Here is a 22,109-nt window from a genome sequence, read left to right as displayed (position 1 = left end):
GCACCCAATAAGGTGCCCTTTTTTATGTGTTTATTGAGCTCGTTTTTTACCATTTATAAATGAACATAAAATTAATACAATTAACATTCCTAAGCATACAAAAATACTTAACCTGTTCTGTTCACTGAATGCAAATGCTACGCAACTTACACCTAAAGCAATGACTGTAAATGATGTTATATATGGAAATCCCCATACTTTAAAGTGTGGCATTTTAGTATAAGTTTTACGAAGCTTTAATTGTGCTAAACAAATGCTGATCCATACTAATGATACTGTAAATCCAGGAATCGCCATTAAATATCCGAATACGCGATCTGGAGAAAAATAAGCTACAAAAGTGCCCCCAATTAAAATAATTGCACTTACAATAACCGTATAAACTGGTACACCATTTTTAGAAATTTTTGCAAAAGCTTTTGGAGCTTCACCTTCAGTTGCTAATGAATACATCATTCGTGTACAACCATAAATCCCTGAATTTGCAGCAGATAAAACGGCTGTAATTAGAACAAAGTTCATAATATGAGCTGAACCTTGGAAACCTACTGTTGATAAAACTTGAACAAATGGACTTTCTTGATTACCAATTTCATTCCATGGAATTAATCCGCAAATAATCAGAATTGGAAGCGTGTAGAATAAAACAATTCTCCAAATAACCCCTTTTATAACTTTTGGTATTACTTTCTCTGCATCTTTTGTTTCTGTTAAAGTCAATCCAATTAATTCTGAACCACCGTAAGAAAAAATGACTATTAATAAAGCAGACAATACTCCTGACCAGCCTTGTGGGAAAAATCCCTTATGCTGAACATAATTTTGTACATATCCACTATGATCACTTGGAATAATTCCAAATAAAATTCCAGCGCCTAACGCAATAAATAAAACAATCATTGTAATTTTAATTCCTGCAAACCAGAATTCTATTTCACCATATCGTTTAACATTCATAAAATTAACTGCCACAATAAAAATTGCACTAATAAAACTTAAAGACCATAAAGACATTGAAGGAAACCAATATTGTAGAAAGCTACCTGCTGCAATTACTTCAATCACACAAACAACTAACCACATAAAACAGTACAACCAACCAATTACGAAAGAAACTCTTGTACCAAACGCTTTACGAATAAATCCTTTCATATTCAAACCTGGGAACGCAATTGCCATTTCCGCAATCGCACTCATCACAACAAGAAGTAATAATCCAGCAAACAAATATGAAAAAATAACTGCTGGTCCTGCAATCGATACAGTTTCTGATGTTCCTTTAAAAATACCCGTGCCAATTGCTCCACCGAGTGCCATGAAACGGATATGTCTTGGTAGTAAATTTTTTTGTAATTCCATTTTCTATCTCCTCTTTCTAGCTTATAATTTTATAAAAAAAAATCGCCCCTGCCTCTAACGACAGGGACGATTTTCACCGTGGTACCACCCTAATTGCAGAATTATATCTGCCACTTGTTTTATTTAACGATCGATGACCGTCTTTTTCAAAGTAAATGTCGACCTTTACTTCGAAAAAGATGCTCCAGAATTGTAATTCATGCTTGTTTTTGTACTGATTCACACCATCCACCAGCTCTCTTAAACAGTGAAACAAACATTACTGTATTCCCTTCATTGCATTTTCTATATTAAGTTAAAATAATAAAAAAGTCCCTACTGATTGTATCAGTAGGGACGAATTATTCGCGGTACCACCCTAGTTGCAGAAATATTCTGCCTCTTAAAATTTGATAACGATCAAATTTGACCGTTTTTCCCTCAGTAAAGATTAAACTTTACTTCGAAAAAAATAGCTCCAGGACCGAAATTCATGCTTATCTTTGTACTGATTTCCACCAACCATCAGCTCTCTATTACATTGAGATAAGTACTACTTAAATTCCCTTCATTGCTTAAAACTATATTAATCTAAAATTAGTAACTTGTTTCTTTTTTTAATATGTTTTGTATTATAGGGGTTATTTCATAATTCTGTCAACATCTTTTTATTTCATTTTGTTCAACTACTATACAAAATGCTAGTTTAAATAGTTTGTGAACTATGAAAATAATATAATATAATTAAGAAAAATGGAGGGAAGAAAACCATGCTAAACATACGAAATGTAAGATTAGAAGATTTAACTGAACTTGTAGAAATTGAGCATCTTTGTTTTTCAAAAGAAGAGGCAGCTACAAAACAGGCATTCGAAAAACGCATTAAATTAATTCCCGATAGTTTTTTTGTAGCTGAGGAGAATGGTAAATTAGTTGGTTTAGTAAACGGCCCTGTTATAAATGAGACTTTCATTACTGATGATTTATTTAGCGAAATTAAAAAAAATCCATCTACTGGTGGTCATCAAAGTATCTTAGGCATAGCAGTTTCTCCACAAAACCAAAATAAAGGGATTGCATCAAAATTGCTTTCTCATATCGAAAAAGTTTCAAAAGAACATAAGCGTGATTCAATAACTCTTACGTGTAAAGAAAACTTAATTCATTTTTACGAAAACCATGGCTTCATCAATAACGGTAGTTCTAGCTCAACACATGGTGGAGTAAAATGGTATAACATGAGTAAAAAACTGTAATAAGGCTATAGCTTTATTACAGTTTTTTCTTTGGAAATTTATTTAAGACTTTATTCTATTTTATACCACTCCATCACTTCAGAAAGCTTCTTCCTTATACTTTGGATTAACTCGGTTGGTTCCTTCACAGATGCATCTTTTCCAATTGCAATGAATATTTGGGCTAAAAAAGGCATTTCATTCGGTCTAATCCAATCTTCAATCCACCCAGTTCCGTTCTCCCGCGTTTGTACCTTAAACCTTGGATCAATTACCGTTTCACATCTTTGGACCCCTTCTCTACTAAGCTCCACGTAAAACTTAATTAATTTCTCTTCTTTCATACTTTTTAATTTCTTTCCAAGCGGAATTAGCGGCAAATCGAGCGGCTCATTATCCACTTCATGACTGATCGAAACAATTTTATCGCATCTAAATAACCGATAATCAAGACTATTAAAACAATATGCAGGACAATACCATAGTCCACTAGATGCATATATTCCGAGTGGTTGAATTTCTCGATTCGACTTTCCTTTATACGACTCGTAGTCAATACTAATTACATTTTGGCGAATAGCGGTTTCTAATAGTGTTGAGAGAAATGGGGATTTTGCTTGTTTTGTTGGTACGAAAAAATCAAACCGATTTTTCATTTCATCAATCTGATCTTTTACATCAGTAGGTAAATAAGCATAAAATTTCTTCAAAGCGGATTTAGATTGCGCTTCAAATGGAAGAGTGGAAAAGTGCCGTAATGCATGACTAGCAAAAAATATTGAAACTGCTTCTTCTTCTGTGAAAGTAATCGGAGGTAAAACTCTTTCGTTTAGTACTTGATATCCACCATGAGGACCAACCTCAGAATATAAAGGCACACCTAATTCACTTAACTCCATTAAATCTCTTAAGATTGTTCTAGTAGAAACGTTAAATTCATAAGCTAATTCCTTAACTGTAAACTTACGCTTCCGATTGACGAGCATCATTAATTCAATTAATCGTTTTGACTTCGCAGACATATTTTCACCTTATTTTATAACTATGACAGTTTTTGTCACTATTATAATTTAACATATGTATTAAGCCAAACAAATAAGGAGAATCATGTTATGAAATCAATCGAACAAAATAATAAAGAATTAGTAAAAGAATTTATTGAAGTTTTCTGGAATCAGAATAAACTAGACAGCACTAACCATTTTTTATCACCTGATTACAAAGATTACTCTTATGGTTCAACAGAAGGATTAAAACAATTCGCTAACGTAATTTTCACAGGTTTCCCAGATAGCCATTACACGATTGAAGAAATTGTCTCCCAAGGAGAAACTGTTATCACAAGACTTGAATTCACAGGAACAAACACTGGATTTTTTAGAGGTAACGCCCCAACCGAAAATTCGGTAAAAGTATCTTTATTTAGGGAATTCAAAGTTGAAAATGGAAAAATTTTAACTCATCGTGGGTTATTTGATACACCAACTCTTATAAGTCAATTAGGGCCAAAATAATATAAAAAACTACCAACTATTCTTATAGAATAATTGGTAGTTTTATCATGCTTTGATAAATAATAAAATACGATTTTATTACAATTTAGCTAATACTTCATTTACATCTCCCCATTCATAAATTAGTAAATTCAATTCAGATCCTGAAAATGTAATCTTATCTGATTTCAATAAATCAGCACCATAATATTCATAGAAATAGCGTGTTTTATTGTCTTCTAAAACCTCGACGAATACCCGATTATAACCCCATTTTTGAAACTGTAGAAACAGCTGTTTCATTAGCTGTTTTCCGATTCCTTTACCTTGATATTCCTCAAGTAGATAAATAGATGTTAAGTCACCAGAGTGATCGACTTGATTCCTCTCTCTTTTTCCACAATCTGCAAAACCGATAATTTCCCCATTATCATTTTCCGCAACAACCACATAATCCTCTACTTTTGAAAGATTAAGCTCCCACAATTTCTCTCTTTGTACATAAGATAACTTCTCTAAAAACTCGTTAGGAATTATATTTCGGTAAGTAGTTTTCCAACTATCAACATGAACTTTAGCGATGCCTTTTGCATCTGACATTGTAGCTTTCCTTATAATCAACCCTTCCACCTCACACCACTCTTTTAAGAAATATATACCTTCAAAGTGACGATAAGTCCTTTAATTTTTCATGAATTTTCATTGTAGTGACGTAAAAAGTAGTAATTTCCTAATTAAAGCAGCTACTCTTTTTTAATTGGGATTCTCTCTTTTTATTTGCGATTACTCTTTTTTTATTGTGATTCCCCTGCTTTAACTGTGACTCACTTATTTGAGATTTTCAATTCCTACAACAAAAAAAGCAACTCCACAGGTGCTCTACCTTTTGCGATTATATTTCTCAAATGAAATTGACTGAACCTCATATTTCTTTCCATTCCAATCATATAAAAGCTTCAAATTTCCGATCGCTCCTCCGCCGTCTGTTGATATCATTACGACAGCATCTGCAACTAGTTTTTTCTTATCAACAATATAGTCCACTGGCACGTGGGTATATACACTATCGTCAGAAGAGGTATCTTTAAATCCTAACGATTTTAAATTAACTTTATACGTTTTTTGTTTAGTTGATATAGTTACAATATCCCCTTTTTTCTCCATTTCCACAAGGCGTTTAACTGCTTCAGACACCGATTCAATTGGAACTTCCTTATATTCTTCGCTTTGGTCATCATTCTTACTAATTTGCAATAAATGAATCGGATCATTGAAATTATCCAATACGATAATGACTTCATTTTGTTTATCTTTATTTAAATCTTCACTAAACATTTTGGTCCCATACTTCCCACTTTTCCATGTTGGGAAGTGATATAGCAATCCTTCATTACCAATTTGAACGTCAAAATTCCGATATTCTTTCCAATCAATTCGGTCAGCGATTAGATAGATATTTTCCTGCCACACATCGCTTGGGATTCCATTCATAACCACTCGTTCAGCTTGCCGCGCACTTACAGATGAAGAAGAAAAAAATGTAAAAGTACTAATTAACACAGCGATTAAACGTCGGTTCATCGAAACACCACCTTTACCATTAAGGTGTCCTAATATGGAAAATATAACCTCAATCTAAAGGATTCGCCTACTCACCTTATCCACAAAAAAAGAGAGCTGCAAAAAGCAACTCCCTGTAAATTAAGAATTTATTCCAGCTGACTGTCCCTGCTCCTGCAATATTTCTCCCTTAATTCTTCTCTCCAATGCAGGAGTAATTCGAACAAAGATAAGAATACCGATTACACCTAAACTCGTTAAAAAGAAAGATGTCGCGAAATTAGATAAATATGCACTTAGTGAAACAGTTATTGAGCAGATAAACATCGCTAAATTAAATGTTAAACCTGCAACCGCCATATAGGAACTCCTTGTTTCGTCAGCTGGTAAGTTAGCCATATAGTTTTGTTGAACAGGTACTCTTAATACTTCCGCAACTGTTGCGATGAACATTGCTATAAATAATAGCCAAATAGAGTTACTATATGAAATCACTGCATATCCACCAACAAATGCAATACAACTCCAAATTAACGTTTTTCGATCATCCAATTTCCCTACAATTTTAGAAGCAAAAAGGGCCATTACGACTACAAGTATCGTGTTTTCTGTTCGCAGAAAACCATTCATCTCGATTCCGCCAAATGTCCAGTTCAATAAATGTTGTGTGTGGAAATCATTCGCTAATCGAATACTTATATAATTTGTTAACTGAAATTCCATTGAAAGTACTAACAAACCCGCCAGTACATAAAGAATAAATAGTCTATCTTGAAAAACGTCACGGTAATTTGAAATCATCTTTTGAGCATGATGAGCAATCGTCTTCGTTTCTTCCTTTTCAGTAACTAAGCTTTCTTCGACAAAGAACGTAATTAAGACCCATGTAACAAGTGAAGCAACTGATAGTGCTAATAATAATTCAAATAAATATGATTTAAATAAAAATCCTCCAAGCATACCACCAATCGCAATTGATAAATTGTTCGACCAGTACATGATTGAGTACATAAGCTTCCGTTCTTCTGGCTTACTCACATCTATTAACATGGCCTGATTAGCTGGCCCTGCTAGTCCCCAACAAATACTATTTAAAGTCATCATAAAGAATGTAATAAGAGGTGATGAAAACCAAGGTGAATTACAAAACATCATTGTAATAAACGCGAGTAACCGAATTGTTTCGGCAAACACAATCGTCTTTTTCCGGCCAAACTGATCCGAAAAATAGCCTCCAAAAAAGTTCATAATAATTCCTATAAATACATTTACAAGCAAAAGTAATCCTGCTTGTTTTACCCCAAAATGTTTAGATAAATAAATCGCCATAAAAGGAAAAATCATACTTCCAATTGACGAACTTAAGAATGATTCGAGTATTCGAATTTTGATATTTTTGTGAAACTTAAGTATCCCCATGTTGTTTCAACCTTTCTTTATCTATTGAATCCCCTTCGTTTTAAACTAGTACCGAATAAACCCATTATTTGCATGAAAATTCCCCCTTTTTAAATTTTTCACTCAATTAGCATAGCAGTTATTTTTGATTATGCCAATATGCAATCCCCATACTTTTATCCTATATAAATGAGAAAAACTGGAATATCTAAAGCAAACCAATTTGAATTGTTTAAAAAACTGTATGCGTATTAACTCCATTTCCAGAATGATAGACAAAATCGTCTGTTATAAGCTCATCTAATACCTTAAGATTTCCAGATGTAAAGTATTCCTTAAACCATCTAGTTGCAACATTCGATACAAGCTTATCGTTATCCTATCTAAGTCATTAAATATAAATATTTAGTAAAAAATAACTAAATTTTGCGTTCAGTTAAAGCTACTTATTGAAATGAAACACTAATTAGATTATCATCTAATTAGATAAGTATAAAAGTAGGTGTATATTAAGTGCAATTAAATAAAATTGTCGATTTCCATAAAGCTTTAGGTGATCTTACTCGAGTACGCATTATTGCTTTACTTCAGCAAGGTCATTTAAGTGGGCAAGAAATTGCCAGTAAATTAGGTCTAAAACCTCCAACAATTACCCATCATATGTCAAAGCTTAGAGAAGTTGGTCTGGTTAAAGAGCGCCGAGATAAAAATACAATCTATTTCTCTCTAAATACTAAAATTTTAGAAATGAGTGCGAAAGCAATTTTCACAGTAGGAACAGGAGGAGATTCCAATATGGAAATGTCAGTTACTGAAAGTGAACGTTCAAGTATTATCAATAATTTCTTTACTAAGGAAGGCAAACTTAAAATTTATCCTGCTCAGCGAAAGAAAAAGCTTGTCGTTTTAGTACATATGATTAAAGGCTTAGAATTTGGTAGAGTTTATCAAGAAAAGGAAATCAATGAATATTTGAAGGAATTTCATGAAGATTACGCCACTCTAAGACGAGAGCTCATTATGTGTCAATTTATGTATCGCGAAAACAATCAGTATGAATTAAATCCAGTTGAATTATGGTGGATGAAGTAAATAGAAAGAAAAACAGAAAAAGAGATACTTTAAAATATCTCTTTTTCAATTTATTATTTACTTGGATTTGTAGAAATATATTTCTTAACTACTTCCATTACATACTCCTGACAAGCATCAGCTGTAGTTGGATCATATTTACCGCCATTTGTTTTGTTGTTTGATAATACGCGAATTCCTAAGAAAGCTACATTATATGCTTGAGAGATTTGAGCTGCAGCAGCGCCTTCCATTTCTTCTACTGAAGTTCCATATTTAGTATGGAACCATTTAATGCGATCAACTTCATTGTTCCAAACGTCTGCAGATCCGATTGTACCTTCTACAACCTTACCTTTAGTGTATTTGTTTTTCACTGCATTTGCAGCTGCTAATAAATCTTTATTACCTTCGTAAAAACGTGGTTTTTCAGCATTTGGATCTTCACCTGCACTACCTTCAGAAGCCATTAAGTCCATTGGTTTCCATTGAGTAGCATCAATTCCTTGGTTTTCGTCCTTCGTTTCTGTTTTTAAAGAACCAATATTCGTTGTATTTTTACCTAATACGATATCAAAAACATTTAAATTTGGGTCATGACCACCAGAAGTTCCTTGGTTAATAATTGCGATTGGTTTATATTTTTCAATTGCAATCGCTGTAGCTGCAGCAGTATTTTCCATACCTTTACCTGTTTTTGCTACGATAACTGGGTAATGATTTAAAGTACCTTTGTAAAATACGAAGCTACCTGATTTTTCAATTTTTACATGTTCTAATTTACTTGCAAACTTTTCAGCCTCAATTGGCATTGGTCCCTCAATAATAATTGGTCTAAGATGTTTAGTTTTTGCTTCTGCAGTATTCGATTTAAAGTTATAACCTACAGATACAGAGATTAATAGTGCAGAAATGATTCCTAATAAACAGTATTTTTTTAACAATGTCTTTTCCCCCTTGATGATGATCACACTCGATGTTTTAGTCAAAAAAAATGGTCTAGAAAAAGTAGAACAATCTCTACCTTCTAGACCTACGAAAGTTAAAGTATAGATTAGCAATAAATAAAATTTAATGCTAAACCCTCATTATTGGTTACAAAAAAATGAAACCAAGTATACTTTAACCCGTAGTCTAGTTCTTTCAATGGGAACCAGGTAGAAACGCTCAGACCATATTACTGAGCATATACGAGTAATGTTTATGAATGATTACACTGCTAATATATCAAACTCGAAATATATTTTCAATATAAAATATGAACTTTTTTTATAATACAAACAATAATGTTCGTATTTTAAGGAAAACAAAAGGTTTAATCTGTATAATAAGCTAAGAAAACAATGAATTTATTATCTTTTTCTAAATCAACCGAAATAAAATTTCATTTTTTCAGAATTCAAATTTTAGTGGTCTTAAAAATAATTCCTCTAAAGTTTCTTTCGCATTTTTATGTTCATAAATTATTTCAAACAATGCGTTACAAATCGGTAGTTCAACATCATACTGATCAGAAAGTTCCTTTAAAGCCTTAATTGTAGAAACCCCTTCCGCTAATTTATCAAATGGTTTTCCTTCAACAAATGCCTGCCCAAACTTTCGATTATGACTATGCATAGAAAAGAGTGTTGCCTCATAGTCTCCTAAGTGACTTAAACCGTAAATTGTTAAATCATTTCCACCCATTGCCCTTATTAAACGAGAAATTTCTCTCGTTCCTCTAGCCATCAATGATCCTTTTAAACTACTATAGTTAAATCCATCAAGCATTCCTGCAGCTATTCCCATGACATTTTTTGTTGCAGCTCCAATTTCATTACCAATTAAGTCTTGCCCATAATAAAAACGTATTAACTCACTGTTAAATGCTTTAGCAATCTGTTTTGTTACTTCAATATTCTCCGAACCGATAACCATGCAATTTGGTATATTTCTTACAAAGTCTTGTACATGACCAGGCCCTACCCAAACCGCTACATTGCTATTTTTCCCAACTTCTTCACGAAAGACTTGTGTGAGTCTTTTTCCTGTTGAAGATTCTATGCCTTTCATACAGAGGATAAAAGTTTTACCTTGTATTTCATTATATTGACTTAAGCGATTTGCAAATGTTCTTAGCTCTTGTGCACTAATTGAAATAATAATGACTTCTGCAAAAGATAATGCACCTTCTAAAGAGCTCGTTAACTCAATTCCATCTGGTAGGCTTAAATAGTCATTTTTTCTTGTCTGATTTAAGCCAATAAAATTTCTAGAGTTTTCTCTTCCCCATAAAACTACATTATGGCTAACTCGATTAGCGTACCAAGCTAAAAAAGTTCCCCATCTACCGCAGCCTAGGACAGATACATTCATACACTACTCTTCCTTCCAAAATTTATAATCGAGTAACTGGACTAACCAAAAAACTCAAAAAAGAAGTCTAATTTAATAACCTATTAGACTTCTTCAGACTGTTGAAGAATGAGTTTTCACAAGTAAAGTTGAGTATGGCTAAAGCCTGTATTGAGTAAGTTTTTTTCATCTTACTGTTTTACTAACTCATGAACTTTTTATGAGTAACCTTTTTTCTTCTTTTTACTTTTTTACTTACTCATGAACCTCTCATGAGTAACCTTTTTTCTTCTTTTTGCTTTCTTACTTACTCATGACACTCTCATGAGTAACTTTTTTTCTTCTTCTTGCTATCTAACTTACTCATGACCCTCTCATGAGTAACCTTTTTTTTCTTTTTGCATTTTTACTTACTCATGCCCCACTCGAGTAACCTAGTCCTATTACAAAGTCCAATTAATAAGTAATCCTGCGTGAGTTAATCCACCACCAAAGCCATACAATAAAACCTTATCTCCATATTTAAGTTTCCCTTCCTTCACGCCCTTAACTAAAGATAATGGGATCGTGGCTGATGATGTATTTCCGCAATCTACTAAGCTATTTAACGTTTTATCGATTGGATATTCACTTCTTTCGCAGATTGATTCAATCATTCTTAAATTTGCACTATGAGGAACAAACCAATCAACTTCATTTAATAAAGTTGATCCATTATTTAGTACAGCTTGCATTCCTTTTGGTACTGTCGTAACTGCCCATTTATATACCTCGCGTCCATTTTGAACGATATTATTGTTATTAATTATCTCTTCTCCAAACATTTGATTTGATAAATTTGAGCAATATAAATGTTTCCCTTTTTCGCCTTCTGATCCTAAGTAGGAGGAAATGAAGCTAGGTTGTTCTTCATCATACTCTACTAAGGCTGCGCCAGCGCCATCACCAAATAGAATACAAGTAGTGCGATCTTCGTAATCGGTTATTTTTGATAAAGTTTCTGCTCCAACTACCAAAATTTTACGGTTTAATCCTGATGTAATTAATCCATTTGCCATATACAAACCGTAAGTAAAACCTGCGCAAGCAGCATTTAAATCGATTGCTCCAGCATTTTTTATTCCAAGCTTTGCTTGAATAATTGAAGCAACACTTGGCGTTTTGAAATCTGGCGTTAAAGTACAAACAATAATCATATCAACATCTTCAACAGACTTATTGTATTTTTCCATCAAGTCCTTTATTGCCTTAAAGCTTAAGTCGCTTGTATTTTCATTTTCATTTGCAATTCTTCTCTCTTTTATGCCAGTTCGCTTTACAATCCATTCATCATTTGTTTCAACGATTTTTTCTAAATCCTTATTGGTTAATACTTTTTCTGGTACATATGAACCTATTGCAGTGATACGTGCTTTCGAATTGTGCATTATGGTCACCTCAGTCATATTTATTAATCTCTTTCCAATATTATATCACCAGATATTAATACTAGGTACTAATTTTATTATAAAATTTTTTCTAGCTTTTAATTTACCGAAAGTGATTCATTAGTCAGGCGTGTAAATAAAAGGTATTAAACTAAAAAAAGTTGCTACAACAGCAACTTTACTTTCAAAAATTTTACAACTCTAGTGTCATAAAAACACTATTAGGGTCATCTTTATAATCAGCAAAAGGCTTACAATACTTAAAACCAAAAAGTTCATATAGTTTTTTTGCTGGATCAAATGCTTCCATTGAACCGGTTTCTAAACTAATTCTCTTGTATCCTCTATTTTTCGCCTCTTTGATAATGTGTTGGAGCATGCACCTTGCCACACCTTTTCTTAAATGAGCCGAAGAAGTTCTCATAGATTTAACTTCTCCATTTAAAGAGTCAAGTTCTTTTAGGGCCCCACATCCAACTAATTCACTTTGTTCCCATACACTCCAAAACGTAATTTCTGGTTTCTTTAATCCTTCAAGATTTAATGCATGTATGCTTTCAAGTGGAGAATGCTGTGTCATACCTTGTAAATGCTCACTAATTAGCTTAACAACTTCAGTTCCAGTCAAATCATCAACCTTAATTTTCACGTAATAATCACCTCATTCTTCTTTTTTATGATTGCTATTATTATACTAAATTTTGATAAACTTCTAATTGGTTTTTTAGTCACAAAAAATAACTTCATTAACTCTTAAATAAAATAGAATTTTATGGAAAAAATAATAATCTAGAAGAAAAATTAGAAGTCAAAAGAAGGAATTCAAATGAATCGTAAATTAAATATAAGTGGTTTTCAATTCTTCTCTATGATTTTTATGTTTGGGGTCGGTGCTTCTCCACCAGTTGAAATATTTGCTAGCGCTAAACAAGATGGATGGATTAGTTTATTAATAGGACTCACTGCAGCTTGTTTAATTTTTGCAGTGTATATTAAGTTATATTCATTATTTCCTGATCTCCCCTTAACAAAATATATTCAAATTATTTTAGGAAAATATATCGGAAAAATATTTGCATTAGTATATATCTTATATTTTCTTTATATCGCTGCACGTGCTTTACGTGATTTTGAGGATTTATTAACAATCACTCTATATAATGCTTCTTCTCTAATTTCAATCGGTTTAATCATGATGTTATTAATCATGTATGCAATGTCTAAAGGTCTCGAAACTTTCGCTCGTTCATGTGAATTTATTTTTATCATGATCATTTTTCTTGTTTTTATATTTATAGGATTTGAAATCATTTCAAAATTAATAAAAATGGATAATTTAAGACCCGTTTTAGAACACGGATGGAAACCAGTATTTAAGGCTTTCCCAATTTCTTTAACCATTCCTTTTGGAGAAGTCCTTACATTTACAATGATTATGCCACATTTAACTAAACAAGATTTAGCAATAAAAGTAGGAATACCAGCTTTATTATTTTCGGGACTTATATTAACCTTATTTGCTGTTTTAAATACTGCAATATTAGGCCCATCCGTTATTGAAAGAACAACCTATCCACTTCTAACATCTGTTAGTTATATTAATATTGCCGATTTCATCCAAAGATTGGATACTTTCATTGTTGTAATTGCAGTATGTAACGCCTTTGTAAAAATCACAATTTACTTTTTTTGTGCGGTATCTGGGGCTGCAGATTTATTTAATGTTAAGAAAAGCAATCAGCTAGTCTACCCTATTGGTATTATTACAGTTCTTACTTCACTCTGGTTGGCTTCTAGTTTTCTTGAACACCATATTGAGGGGATCCATTTAGTACCGTATTTGCTACACATTCCACTACAAATGATTATTCCAGTTTGTTTATTACTAGTTCTCTTAGTCCAAGGGAAGCTAAAAAGTAATAATGACGACCTAAATTACAATTAACAATTAAAAAGACATAACAAAAAGGCTTCAGTTTTCACTAAAGCCTTTTGTTTATTATATTATACTTTTAAAATTTATATTATTGAGTAACCGTAATAGTTTTAGGCGTTGTTGTTACTTTAAAACCATCTTTCGTAACAACATCTACTGTAACCGTATATGTGCCACTTGGAAGATCTTTTTCTGGCGCCCATTGTGTACTAAAAGTATGCTCATTTTCGAATGTAGACGAATCTACAAGATTTCCTTTAGCATCTTTAATATTAATCGTCCAGTCTACTCTGCTATAACCATATAGTGAAATTCTTGCAGGCTTAGATGCGCTTACACCAGTAGATGGAGAAATACCCCAAGTTACCATCGCCATACTTTGTTTATTATAGCTTTGGTCTCCCCATGTTGTCCAAGCATTGTTTCCTGCATAATCATTATATCTGATTACCATACCTTTTGGTTCTGTATTAACCGTTAGTTTCGTTACGCCTGGTCTTAGTTCATAAAATGTTCCATTTACATAAACATCAGCATAGTTAAAGTCAGTTGCATTATCAGTCGCATTAAATGTAATATCATATTTACCGTTGTTTGGTGTTACTTTAATATCAGAAATCTTTGGTGCAACTGAATCCACGATCATTGGCATTTTAACTGTTTGTGGTCTAGCGTTTGGATATGCTAACGTTGTTTTAATTACATAATAGTAGGTACCATCAGGAACAAAATTTCCTGATGTGTCTTTCATATCCCATTGATATAAACTGTATCCATAATCTTGATTAAACATCATGTTTTTATTAAATTTCCAAGGTTTACCAGTACCTGTATATTCACTATAGTCACCTAGATATCTAATTTGTTTTCCAGCAGAATCTTCAATAGAGATTTCGGCTTTTTCTAAGTTACGTAAAACCGACATTCCTCCAAAGATACCTTTATCAATAAAGTTTGGAGAGAATGCAATATGGTTTAAGTCAAAGCCCGCTCCATTATATCCTAATGGTGCTCCTCCCTCTGTACTATCATTCCATAGTGCTGTATGACCTGCAAAAGAATCTTTTTCCCAAGCTGGAGCATCGATGTTACGTGGCTCATCCCATTTTCCATAGAAGCCCATATAAGGCATAGTTAACGGTACAGCTTTATCTTGGTCTTTTGCTACTGGTACAAGACGAACATATCCTTCAACAAAACTGTTTTTCGTTAATGAAGCTGGTAAAGATATATTAACTGTTAACATTTTTGATTGACCTGGTTTGATTTTCAATGTAGACCCAATTTTATCTGTTACGATATTATCATTTACAGTGACTTTTGCTCCCTTAATTTGATCACTTGATAATGTTAAATAATCTTTAGAATCTAATTGGCCATCATGATCAAAATCAAATTGCTTTGTTTCTGTCTTATCTTTTAATAAATCAACATATACATTGTATTCAATATCAGCACTATTATTTTTACCTTTAGGTGCGTCAAAAGCATCTACGTTTAATTTAAAGCTTGTATTTTGTCCGATTTCCTTTAATGCTACCGAGCCAGCCTGTTCTAAAGGAGCGTTTCGATTTGTTACAACAACTGGTGTATTAATAGCATTTTGAATTTGCATTAAACCAGACCCTTGAATACGTGGTGAATATGGAACTTCACTATTTGTTCTTGGATCCATAATGACTTTAGATGTATTCATTAATGCAACTTTCGCTTTTAAAACAGTATCTTCTGAGTGTTTTAATCCTTTTTCATAAAGTGACTGTAATACTAATGCTGAACCACCTGCAACATGTGGTGTCGCCATTGATGTACCACTCATTACTTGATACTTATTTCCAGGAATAGTTGAATAAATATTTCCACCCGGAGCCGACATTTCTGGTTTAAAGTCTAATGTTGGAGTTGTACCCATTGATGAGAAATAAGACATTGTGTCTTTATCTGGATTATCTACCCAATAATCGCCGATATTTTTCATACTTAAATATTGACCAGTAGGCATTTTACTCATTTTATCTAATAATGCTTGACCGATTGATTTACTTGTTGAAGCAGTTGGTGTTGCAGATGGTGTTACAGGTAGTGTTACATAATCAGGCCAGTTTGAAGGTGGGATCATAATAATAGCCTTCGCTCCTGCAGCTTTTGCAGTAAATTGAATAGATGAAACAGTACTATATGAATTTAATAGTTTAACTACTGCAATGTAATTCGTTTTTCCTTTTGGATAATCAGCCGCCGTTTTTCCTTCATTTACATATACCAAATCATAGTTTGTATTTGGTAATAGATTATTAGATACATTGAAAGCTTGTCCATATTGAGAATGGTCTTTGAATGGTACTGCTAAGCTTCCATCTGAAATTGCGTTCATATGAATTTTAGAATTTTCATAGGAAGCAACTGATATTGCATATGGACTAACACCAGGTGAGCCAACCGTTCCAATATCAGGATTTTCCGCAAATGGTCTTATTGTTGCAGGTGTTAGCAAGGCTTCCGAACTGAATGCTGAATTTCCAGCTGCTACTACAACTAATGTACCTTTTTCAGTCGCATTTCTGATTGCTTTTTGGATTGGATCATAATTTTCGTCTACATAACCTGCATCGCTACCTAAGCTCATGTTAATTACATCTGCGCCCATCGTAACCGCATGCTCGATTCCCGCGATAATATCATCTTCATAAGCCCCGCCACCATTATCAGAAAATACCTTTTCTGCTAATAGTTGAACTCCAGGTGCAATACCAGCTACTCCGCCCTTAGAATCATCACCATTTGCTCCAATCGTTCCAGATACGTGCGTACCATGCGAACTACCTTTTGGTCCAGGAATAACATTTGTATCGTTGTCTGCCCAGTCATATCCAGATGGTACTTTATCTGAATACCATTGTTCGTTTACATCTGTTGTTGTTGCGAATTGGTCAAATTTATCCTTTGTCCATTTTTCTTTCGCCTTAGCTGTATCTGATAGAGTCATATCTTTATGAGTCCAATCAATACCAGAATCGACAACTCCTACTACTAAACCTTCCCCTTTATAGCCATATTGCTCCCATACCTTTTGAGCTTGTACTAATTCTTTACTTGCTGCCATCGTTTCGTGGAATGTTCTAGCAACTTGAACATGCTTAACGCCAGGGATCGACTGGATATCTTTTAAATTTTTATATTCTGTTTCAATACTGAATCCATTAAAACCTTCAAAGTAACGGTGCTTCACTTTAAAAGCTGCATTTGATTTAGAATTTTTTCCTTTTGAGATTTCACCAATTACATTGTCTTGCTTTTCTTTAAACATTGCTTTTTTATGTTCAGGTGTAGCTTGCTCGCTATCCGTAGGTTGTTCCACTTCAACGATTAAATGAACTTCTTCATCTGGTTTATACGTTTTTGTAACATCTTGTTTTGTAGCTTCTTGATTGTTGCTTTCTTTATACAATGAGTTTTCTTGAGATAAATCTAAATTATTCTTAGTAAATGTTCCTTGTTCAACCATTCCTTCAGTTGAATCAGTTTGAGGTGTAACGTTATCGTTGTCTGCAAAAGCTAATGATGTAAAAAGTAATGATACTAAGGCAGTTGTAGACATAACTTTAAACGCTTTAAATTTTCCGTTTTTCATAACAACACTCCTACACATTTATTCTGTATTTACTTAAATCCACCTTGGATCTATAGAGTAATAGTTAAATATAATGACAAACTTAAGTTTTCCTATTCACCTGATTTTCGCGGCTGTTAATTAAATACATTTAAATTGTACATCTGTCATATATGAACGTATATTGGGGGAATCTACTTAGTTTTTCCGCAAAATTTTTCATCATATTTATACATAGAAATGTCAGACATATGCAAAAATATGTTAATCCATGGAAAAAAAGATATTTTTTTGTCGGATTTTTTATTTTTTGACCGAAATGATAAAACTGAAAATTGGGGAAAATAAAACAAAACAAATATTTTTTTAGCAAGAATTCGATAACCTTGGCGAAAAAACAGGAAAAATTACCTAATATATTGCAAGAGAAACATCGAAAAACTATGAATTTTATTATTTTATTAGGTAAGTTTAATAGTTTAATGTAAGTATTAGCTTTTAAATCTTTCCAAAATAAAAAGAGTCATAAATATGACCCCTATTACTTAACATGCATACGATTGAATTACAAATCTACATTTTGCCTAAAGAAAACCCTTCAAATAATTGTCCTCCAAATGGTTGCAAAACTTCATTCACTAATTTGAAAATTTGATTCTTTTCACCAGTCCTATAAAACAAATCAAAAGCATCTACAAAACAGTTAGCAAATTCTTCGTTATAAGTTCTTAATGAACGCACGACCCATTTTGATGAACCAATCCATTTACAATTTGTTCTTAAAACGAATTCGCTTACTAGTTCAGCTAAAGTATTTGCTATAAATAATTCCTCCGCTCTACTAGTGGAACCTTTAAAATCATTCAGTGCATCTGTGATAAAATATCTCTTTATTTTTATTGTTTCTTCTGACCATTTTTTTGGTCCCCTATCTAATAAATCTTTTGCTTCTTTTTTAATATCCTCCATTATTCCAGTATCCTTTAAGATAATCCCCTCAGAAACCATCCTTGGAAGTGAAGGTCTAGCTCTCTCATAATCGCTTTTAAAAAATTGTTTATAGGATGATAAATTATGTACAAAAACTTCTATCTCCCAACCAAACTCATTTAATGACTCTCTATATGAAGAGCTAAGGCTTTTATCAAAAATAACGATATCAAGATCAGATGTTTCTGTTGCCTCCCCGCGTACTACGCTACCCGCTAATAATGCTCCCTGACAGTTTGGACAATGCTTATTTAAAAAGTGTTGTGCTGCTTCAATTGGATTTAGCTTATTAAAATAATTCATATCGTATCCTCTTTTCCTAAGAAAACCATTTAATTAAAGAATACATAAGATTCCAAGGAGAACATAGTCTTCTATTAAATTTATAAACTTGGATAAGAAATTTTATATTTTTTTGACACCTCGATTAACTTATGAAGTTTTTCAGCTGATGGAGGACCTTCAGGCTTTTTGAATCCTTTATAAAATGGTACAGATAGTTCTTTTACAAATTGATCAAAACCTGATGGATAAGCAGTAACAATGAACTTAGTTTCTTCAGAGCGTACATTAAATGTATGGGGAATTCTTCGAGGAGCAAATACATAATCTCCAGCCTTTGCCAAAATTGTATGATTACCAATAAAAAAAGTAATTTCTCCTTCTAATACATAAAACGTTTCATCCTCCTCTTCATGTACATGAAGAGGAGGTCCACCATCTTTTTTACCGTTGCAGTGCAAGACGCAAAATGCTCCGTTTGTATCTTCCCCACTTACTAAGATGGAAGCAAAATCATTTAAAAAGAAGTAAGTATTCTTTTCTGTAATACCTCGGTGCATAAAGCCTGCTATACTCTTTTGTTCGAAAGTCATTTGTATCCCTTCTCTTCTAATTTATTGTATTTAATTAGAACAACTTTTAACGTACTAATTAATGCTATTCATAGAAAATTAGCTTATTCATTACAATTACAATCTCCCGTTATAATAATCTCGGTATTATTTTTACATTTTTAAACAAGTAAAAACAATTCTTGTCTCCGTGCACGAAAAAAAGGCTAGCATCGCTAACCTTTTTACTTTAGTTAATTATAAAGTTAATTATTTGGATATAGAATCTCATCAATTATTCCATATTCTTTCGCTTCTTCTGCACTCATAAAATAATCACGATCTGTATCCTTTGCCACCTTCTCAACTGACTGCCCTGTTCGGTCGGCAATTATTTGATTAATATGTTCTCGTAATTTTAAAATGCGGCGTGCTGATATTTCAATTTCTGTTGCCTGGCCTTTTGCCCCACCTAATGGTTGATGAATCATGATTTCGCTGTTTGGAAGCGCAAAACGTTTCCCCTTTGTTCCTGCCAGCAAAAGCATTGCACCAAATGATGCTGCCATTCCCGTACAAATGGTTCTAACATCGGGCTTTATATATTGCATCGTATCATAAATCGCAAATCCTGCTGAAGTTGACCCACCAGGGCTATTTATATAAAGTGAAATTTCTTTATCAGGTGCATCTGCAGCTAAAAATAATAATTGTGCAACTACACTATTTGCTACATGATCGTTTATTTCATCACCGATAATAATAATTCGATCCTTTAACAAACGGGAATAAATATCATATGAACGTTCACCACGATTAGATTGTTCAATAACATAAGGAACTGTCGTCATTTAAAAAATCCTCCTTTAAAGCGTTAATTGGCTATGCAGCCATGCAGAGAGTGCTTGAAGGAGTTTGAGTTCGAGCTGATTGGAAATTACCGAATAGCATTTTAGGACTTTCAATAATTCGATCAAAGGAAGGGATCGCTTGAATTAAGACGGTAGGATCTTGGACTTCTAAAGCTGAATGAAAAATTTCTTCAAGCTTCATGCGTTCTTCCTCATTCCAAAAATAGTCAACAGAAAGGGATTGTTCCTCTTTGTTCGTTTTATCTAGACGCTTTTTCGCTCGATGCAGACTAGATTTTATGGCTATTTCTGTTGTTCCTAAGATGTCTGCTATTTCCTTGGATTTATATTGAAATGCTTCTTTTAGAAAAAAGATAACCGCTTGTTTTGGAGTAAAATGTTTAAGTAAGAGCTCCACACTATTCATTTTATGATCAATCGGATGACTAGCTGCATATTTAGAAAGTTCAAAATCAGGAGTTATCGTTTCTTCTTTTCTTTTTCGTAAAGTATCAATCCAATGATTGTAAGCTATTTTATTTAATATAGCCGAATTCATTTTTTCCTTACTATAGTATTTTATTGCTTTAAAATAAGCTTCTTGCGCAATATCGTCACCATCCCATTCATTTTGGGCTAGAAATCGACAATAGCGTTGCAATTTTGGATAGTAATTCTTCCAATAGAATTCATCTGTTGCTTCATCCTGTTTTTCCTTTTCTATGCTGTGAAGACTAAACTTACTAGACATTTATGTTCACTCCTTTATTAACACTCTCTAACCTATAAACGGAATAGAAGTACAAAAAGATACGGGGGTAAAAAGTTTTTTTATTTAATTTATGTAACTTTACTAAAAAACTCTTCTATAATTTTCGTTTACTTTCTACTGTTAATGCATTTTAACATAGTTAAGCTAAAACCGATCAATACAAATAAAGCGTGAACAATTGATCCCCGCTTCTGTCTATATTTTATACTAATGTACGTATAACTTATTAAACTCAAATTCCGCAAAGTTTCGTAGCATTTACCTTTTTTCGGTTAATTTGCGCCACTTACTTCTTTTACTACCCCAATTACTGAAATAACAGTGCCAATTGCTTGAATCCAACTTCCTATCGCAACCAATGTTTCAGATTCGGTAGCCGTTACTTTTTTTAGATATTCCTCATAATAATTAAGCTTCGTTTCATCCTCTTTAAGATCATATAGTGCTTCTGACCATCCAATTGCCTGTAAAGAGTTTCCAACAAATGATGTCAGACTCCCTACAATATTTTCGGCCTGGCCTGGGAAAGGAGTAAGGTCAACTACATCTCCAATATTAACGCCTTGCCCTAAAGCTTGTAACAAGTTTCCTGCAATGAATAATTTATAGGATGCTTCTTTTTGAATGTCGAAAACCAGTCCTGAAAGAACAGTAATATTTCCGCTTGCTCCTATTAATTTTCCAGGTGCTCTGAGTACAGTACCCTCAACATCAGCATCAATTCCATTTCCTGTAGCCTGCAAAACATTTCCGATTATAGATAAGTCATCACGAACACTACTTTTTATATAGTTAGATGGCGTGGAGCCAATTGCAGCTGTAATTGTTCCAATCGATACAATCACAGATCCCACTAATGCTTTAGACTCGTCTCCCATTTCAACCACCATCCTGCTAAAAGTAACCTTTATCGTAGTATTATGAATGAGGGTCCGATTATGTGCCTATTTTAATGTAACAGTTTCTTCTAATAACCTCCCTTTAAAAATGTGATTTAAAAATAATCGTGCGATTTCCCAAACCTCAGCCTACACTTATTAAAAAACTTTAACTTTTTTTAATCGAATCATTAAAAAATAATTGATTTTGACAAAATTTCCCCAAATCAATAGTCCGGCAAATAATGATTTTTCACCAAATTCTAACAGATTCCCTAAAAATAATTGTCTTGGAATAATTAACCAAGTTCGGAAATTGTCTATTCTTGTCATTGTAATCAGAAAATTCACACATTAAAAGTGTGGAATTTCCCCAATTTACT

19 protein-coding genes, 1 riboswitch and 2 other annotated features are annotated in these 22,109 nt (G+C 33.0%); of the genes, 4 read left to right on the top strand and 15 right to left on the bottom strand.

Annotation, left to right across the window (positions count from 1 at the left end):
- Positions 1-30: 30 nt before the first annotated feature.
- Positions 31-1,359 carry an amino acid permease gene (locus AN960_RS15935; protein ID WP_056473437.1) on the bottom strand — a complete coding sequence of 443 codons (1,329 nt, stop codon included), beginning with the start codon at positions 1,357-1,359 and terminating at the stop codon, positions 31-33.
- Positions 1,360-1,418: 59 nt separating this feature from the next.
- Positions 1,419-1,645, bottom strand: a binding site (T-box leader).
- Between the two features lie 43 nt (positions 1,646-1,688).
- Positions 1,689-1,919, bottom strand: a binding site (T-box leader).
- 189 nt (positions 1,920-2,108) lie between these two features.
- Here AN960_RS15935 and AN960_RS15930 point away from each other — a divergent pair.
- Positions 2,109-2,594, top strand: coding sequence for a GNAT family N-acetyltransferase (locus AN960_RS15930; RefSeq protein WP_056473433.1), 486 nt, complete (start codon positions 2,109-2,111; stop codon positions 2,592-2,594).
- 50 nt (positions 2,595-2,644) lie between these two features.
- Here AN960_RS15930 and AN960_RS15925 read toward each other — a convergent pair whose 3' ends face one another.
- Positions 2,645-3,595 carry a helix-turn-helix transcriptional regulator gene (locus AN960_RS15925; RefSeq protein WP_056473432.1) on the bottom strand — a complete coding sequence of 317 codons (951 nt, stop codon included), beginning with the start codon at positions 3,593-3,595 and terminating at the stop codon, positions 2,645-2,647.
- A 90-nt stretch (positions 3,596-3,685) separates the two neighbouring features.
- On the opposite strand from AN960_RS15925, the gene AN960_RS15920 reads away from it, so the two are divergent.
- Complete coding sequence (locus tag AN960_RS15920; protein ID WP_056473430.1) at positions 3,686-4,087, top strand: ester cyclase; 402 nt, start codon at positions 3,686-3,688, stop codon at positions 4,085-4,087.
- Between the two features lie 78 nt (positions 4,088-4,165).
- Here the strand turns inward: AN960_RS15920 and AN960_RS15915 are convergent, their stop codons facing one another.
- The 3 genes from AN960_RS15915 to AN960_RS15905 form a co-directional block, all read right to left on the bottom strand.
- The gene (locus tag AN960_RS15915) at positions 4,166-4,687 is read right to left on the bottom strand and encodes a GNAT family N-acetyltransferase (protein ID WP_056473428.1); all 522 of its coding nucleotides are present in this window, start codon (positions 4,685-4,687) and stop codon (positions 4,166-4,168) included.
- Positions 4,688-4,945: 258 nt separating this feature from the next.
- Complete coding sequence (locus AN960_RS15910; RefSeq protein ID WP_056473426.1) at positions 4,946-5,647, bottom strand: hypothetical protein; 702 nt, start codon at positions 5,645-5,647, stop codon at positions 4,946-4,948.
- Positions 5,648-5,767: 120 nt separating this feature from the next.
- Positions 5,768-7,045 (bottom strand): MDR family MFS transporter, encoded by a 1,278-nt coding sequence (locus AN960_RS15905; protein WP_056473424.1) that lies wholly within the window; start codon positions 7,043-7,045, stop codon positions 5,768-5,770.
- Positions 7,046-7,537: 492 nt separating this feature from the next.
- Between AN960_RS15905 and AN960_RS15900 the strand changes: the two genes are divergently transcribed.
- Complete coding sequence (locus AN960_RS15900) at positions 7,538-8,116, top strand: DUF2087 domain-containing protein (protein ID WP_056473423.1); 579 nt, start codon at positions 7,538-7,540, stop codon at positions 8,114-8,116.
- Between the two features lie 53 nt (positions 8,117-8,169).
- On the opposite strand, the gene AN960_RS15895 is transcribed toward AN960_RS15900, so the two are convergent.
- The 4 genes from AN960_RS15895 to AN960_RS15880 form a co-directional block, all read right to left on the bottom strand.
- On the bottom strand, positions 8,170-9,012 hold the full coding sequence (locus AN960_RS15895) for a 5'-methylthioadenosine/S-adenosylhomocysteine nucleosidase (protein WP_056473537.1): 843 nt from the start codon (positions 9,010-9,012) through the stop codon (positions 8,170-8,172).
- Between the two features lie 193 nt (positions 9,013-9,205).
- A riboswitch (purine riboswitch) is annotated at positions 9,206-9,309 on the bottom strand.
- Between the two features lie 178 nt (positions 9,310-9,487).
- Positions 9,488-10,450 (bottom strand): NAD(P)H-dependent glycerol-3-phosphate dehydrogenase, encoded by a 963-nt coding sequence (locus tag AN960_RS15890; protein WP_056473421.1) that lies wholly within the window; start codon positions 10,448-10,450, stop codon positions 9,488-9,490.
- 422 nt (positions 10,451-10,872) lie between these two features.
- Entirely contained in the window at positions 10,873-11,856 is a 984-nt protein-coding gene (locus AN960_RS15885) for a ketoacyl-ACP synthase III (RefSeq protein ID WP_172795424.1), read from the bottom strand.
- Between the two features lie 193 nt (positions 11,857-12,049).
- Complete coding sequence (locus AN960_RS15880) at positions 12,050-12,505, bottom strand: GNAT family N-acetyltransferase (protein WP_056473420.1); 456 nt, start codon at positions 12,503-12,505, stop codon at positions 12,050-12,052.
- A 177-nt stretch (positions 12,506-12,682) separates the two neighbouring features.
- On the opposite strand from AN960_RS15880, the gene AN960_RS15875 reads away from it, so the two are divergent.
- On the top strand, positions 12,683-13,801 hold the full coding sequence (locus AN960_RS15875) for a GerAB/ArcD/ProY family transporter (RefSeq protein WP_056473418.1): 1,119 nt from the start codon (positions 12,683-12,685) through the stop codon (positions 13,799-13,801).
- A gap of 79 nt (positions 13,802-13,880) precedes the next feature.
- Here AN960_RS15875 and AN960_RS15870 read toward each other — a convergent pair whose 3' ends face one another.
- The 6 genes from AN960_RS15870 to AN960_RS15845 form a co-directional block, all read right to left on the bottom strand.
- Positions 13,881-17,423 carry a S8 family serine peptidase gene (locus AN960_RS15870; RefSeq protein WP_056473416.1) on the bottom strand — a complete coding sequence of 1,181 codons (3,543 nt, stop codon included), beginning with the start codon at positions 17,421-17,423 and terminating at the stop codon, positions 13,881-13,883.
- Positions 17,424-17,975: 552 nt separating this feature from the next.
- Positions 17,976-18,695 (bottom strand): nucleotidyltransferase domain-containing protein, encoded by a 720-nt coding sequence (locus AN960_RS15865; protein ID WP_056473415.1) that lies wholly within the window; start codon positions 18,693-18,695, stop codon positions 17,976-17,978.
- Positions 18,696-18,775: 80 nt separating this feature from the next.
- On the bottom strand, positions 18,776-19,267 hold the full coding sequence (locus tag AN960_RS15860; protein ID WP_056473414.1) for a quercetin 2,3-dioxygenase: 492 nt from the start codon (positions 19,265-19,267) through the stop codon (positions 18,776-18,778).
- 224 nt (positions 19,268-19,491) lie between these two features.
- Positions 19,492-20,076, bottom strand: a complete 585-nt coding sequence (gene clpP / locus AN960_RS15855; protein WP_056473411.1) for an ATP-dependent Clp endopeptidase proteolytic subunit ClpP — start codon at positions 20,074-20,076, stop codon at positions 19,492-19,494.
- Positions 20,077-20,107: 31 nt separating this feature from the next.
- Positions 20,108-20,827, bottom strand: coding sequence for a sigma-70 family RNA polymerase sigma factor (locus AN960_RS15850; RefSeq protein ID WP_056473409.1), 720 nt, complete (start codon positions 20,825-20,827; stop codon positions 20,108-20,110).
- A 293-nt stretch (positions 20,828-21,120) separates the two neighbouring features.
- Positions 21,121-21,726 (bottom strand): DUF6944 family repetitive protein, encoded by a 606-nt coding sequence (locus AN960_RS15845; RefSeq protein WP_056473407.1) that lies wholly within the window; start codon positions 21,724-21,726, stop codon positions 21,121-21,123.
- Positions 21,727-22,109 lie beyond the last annotated feature (383 nt).

Origin of the sequence: Bacillus sp. FJAT-25509 (assembly GCF_001420605.1) — a bacterium.
In the GTDB taxonomy this organism is placed as follows: Bacteria; Bacillota; Bacilli; order Bacillales; family Bacillaceae_G; genus Gottfriedia.
Note: the sequence above shows the minus strand (reverse complement) of the source record. Positions and strands in the feature narration are given on the sequence as shown.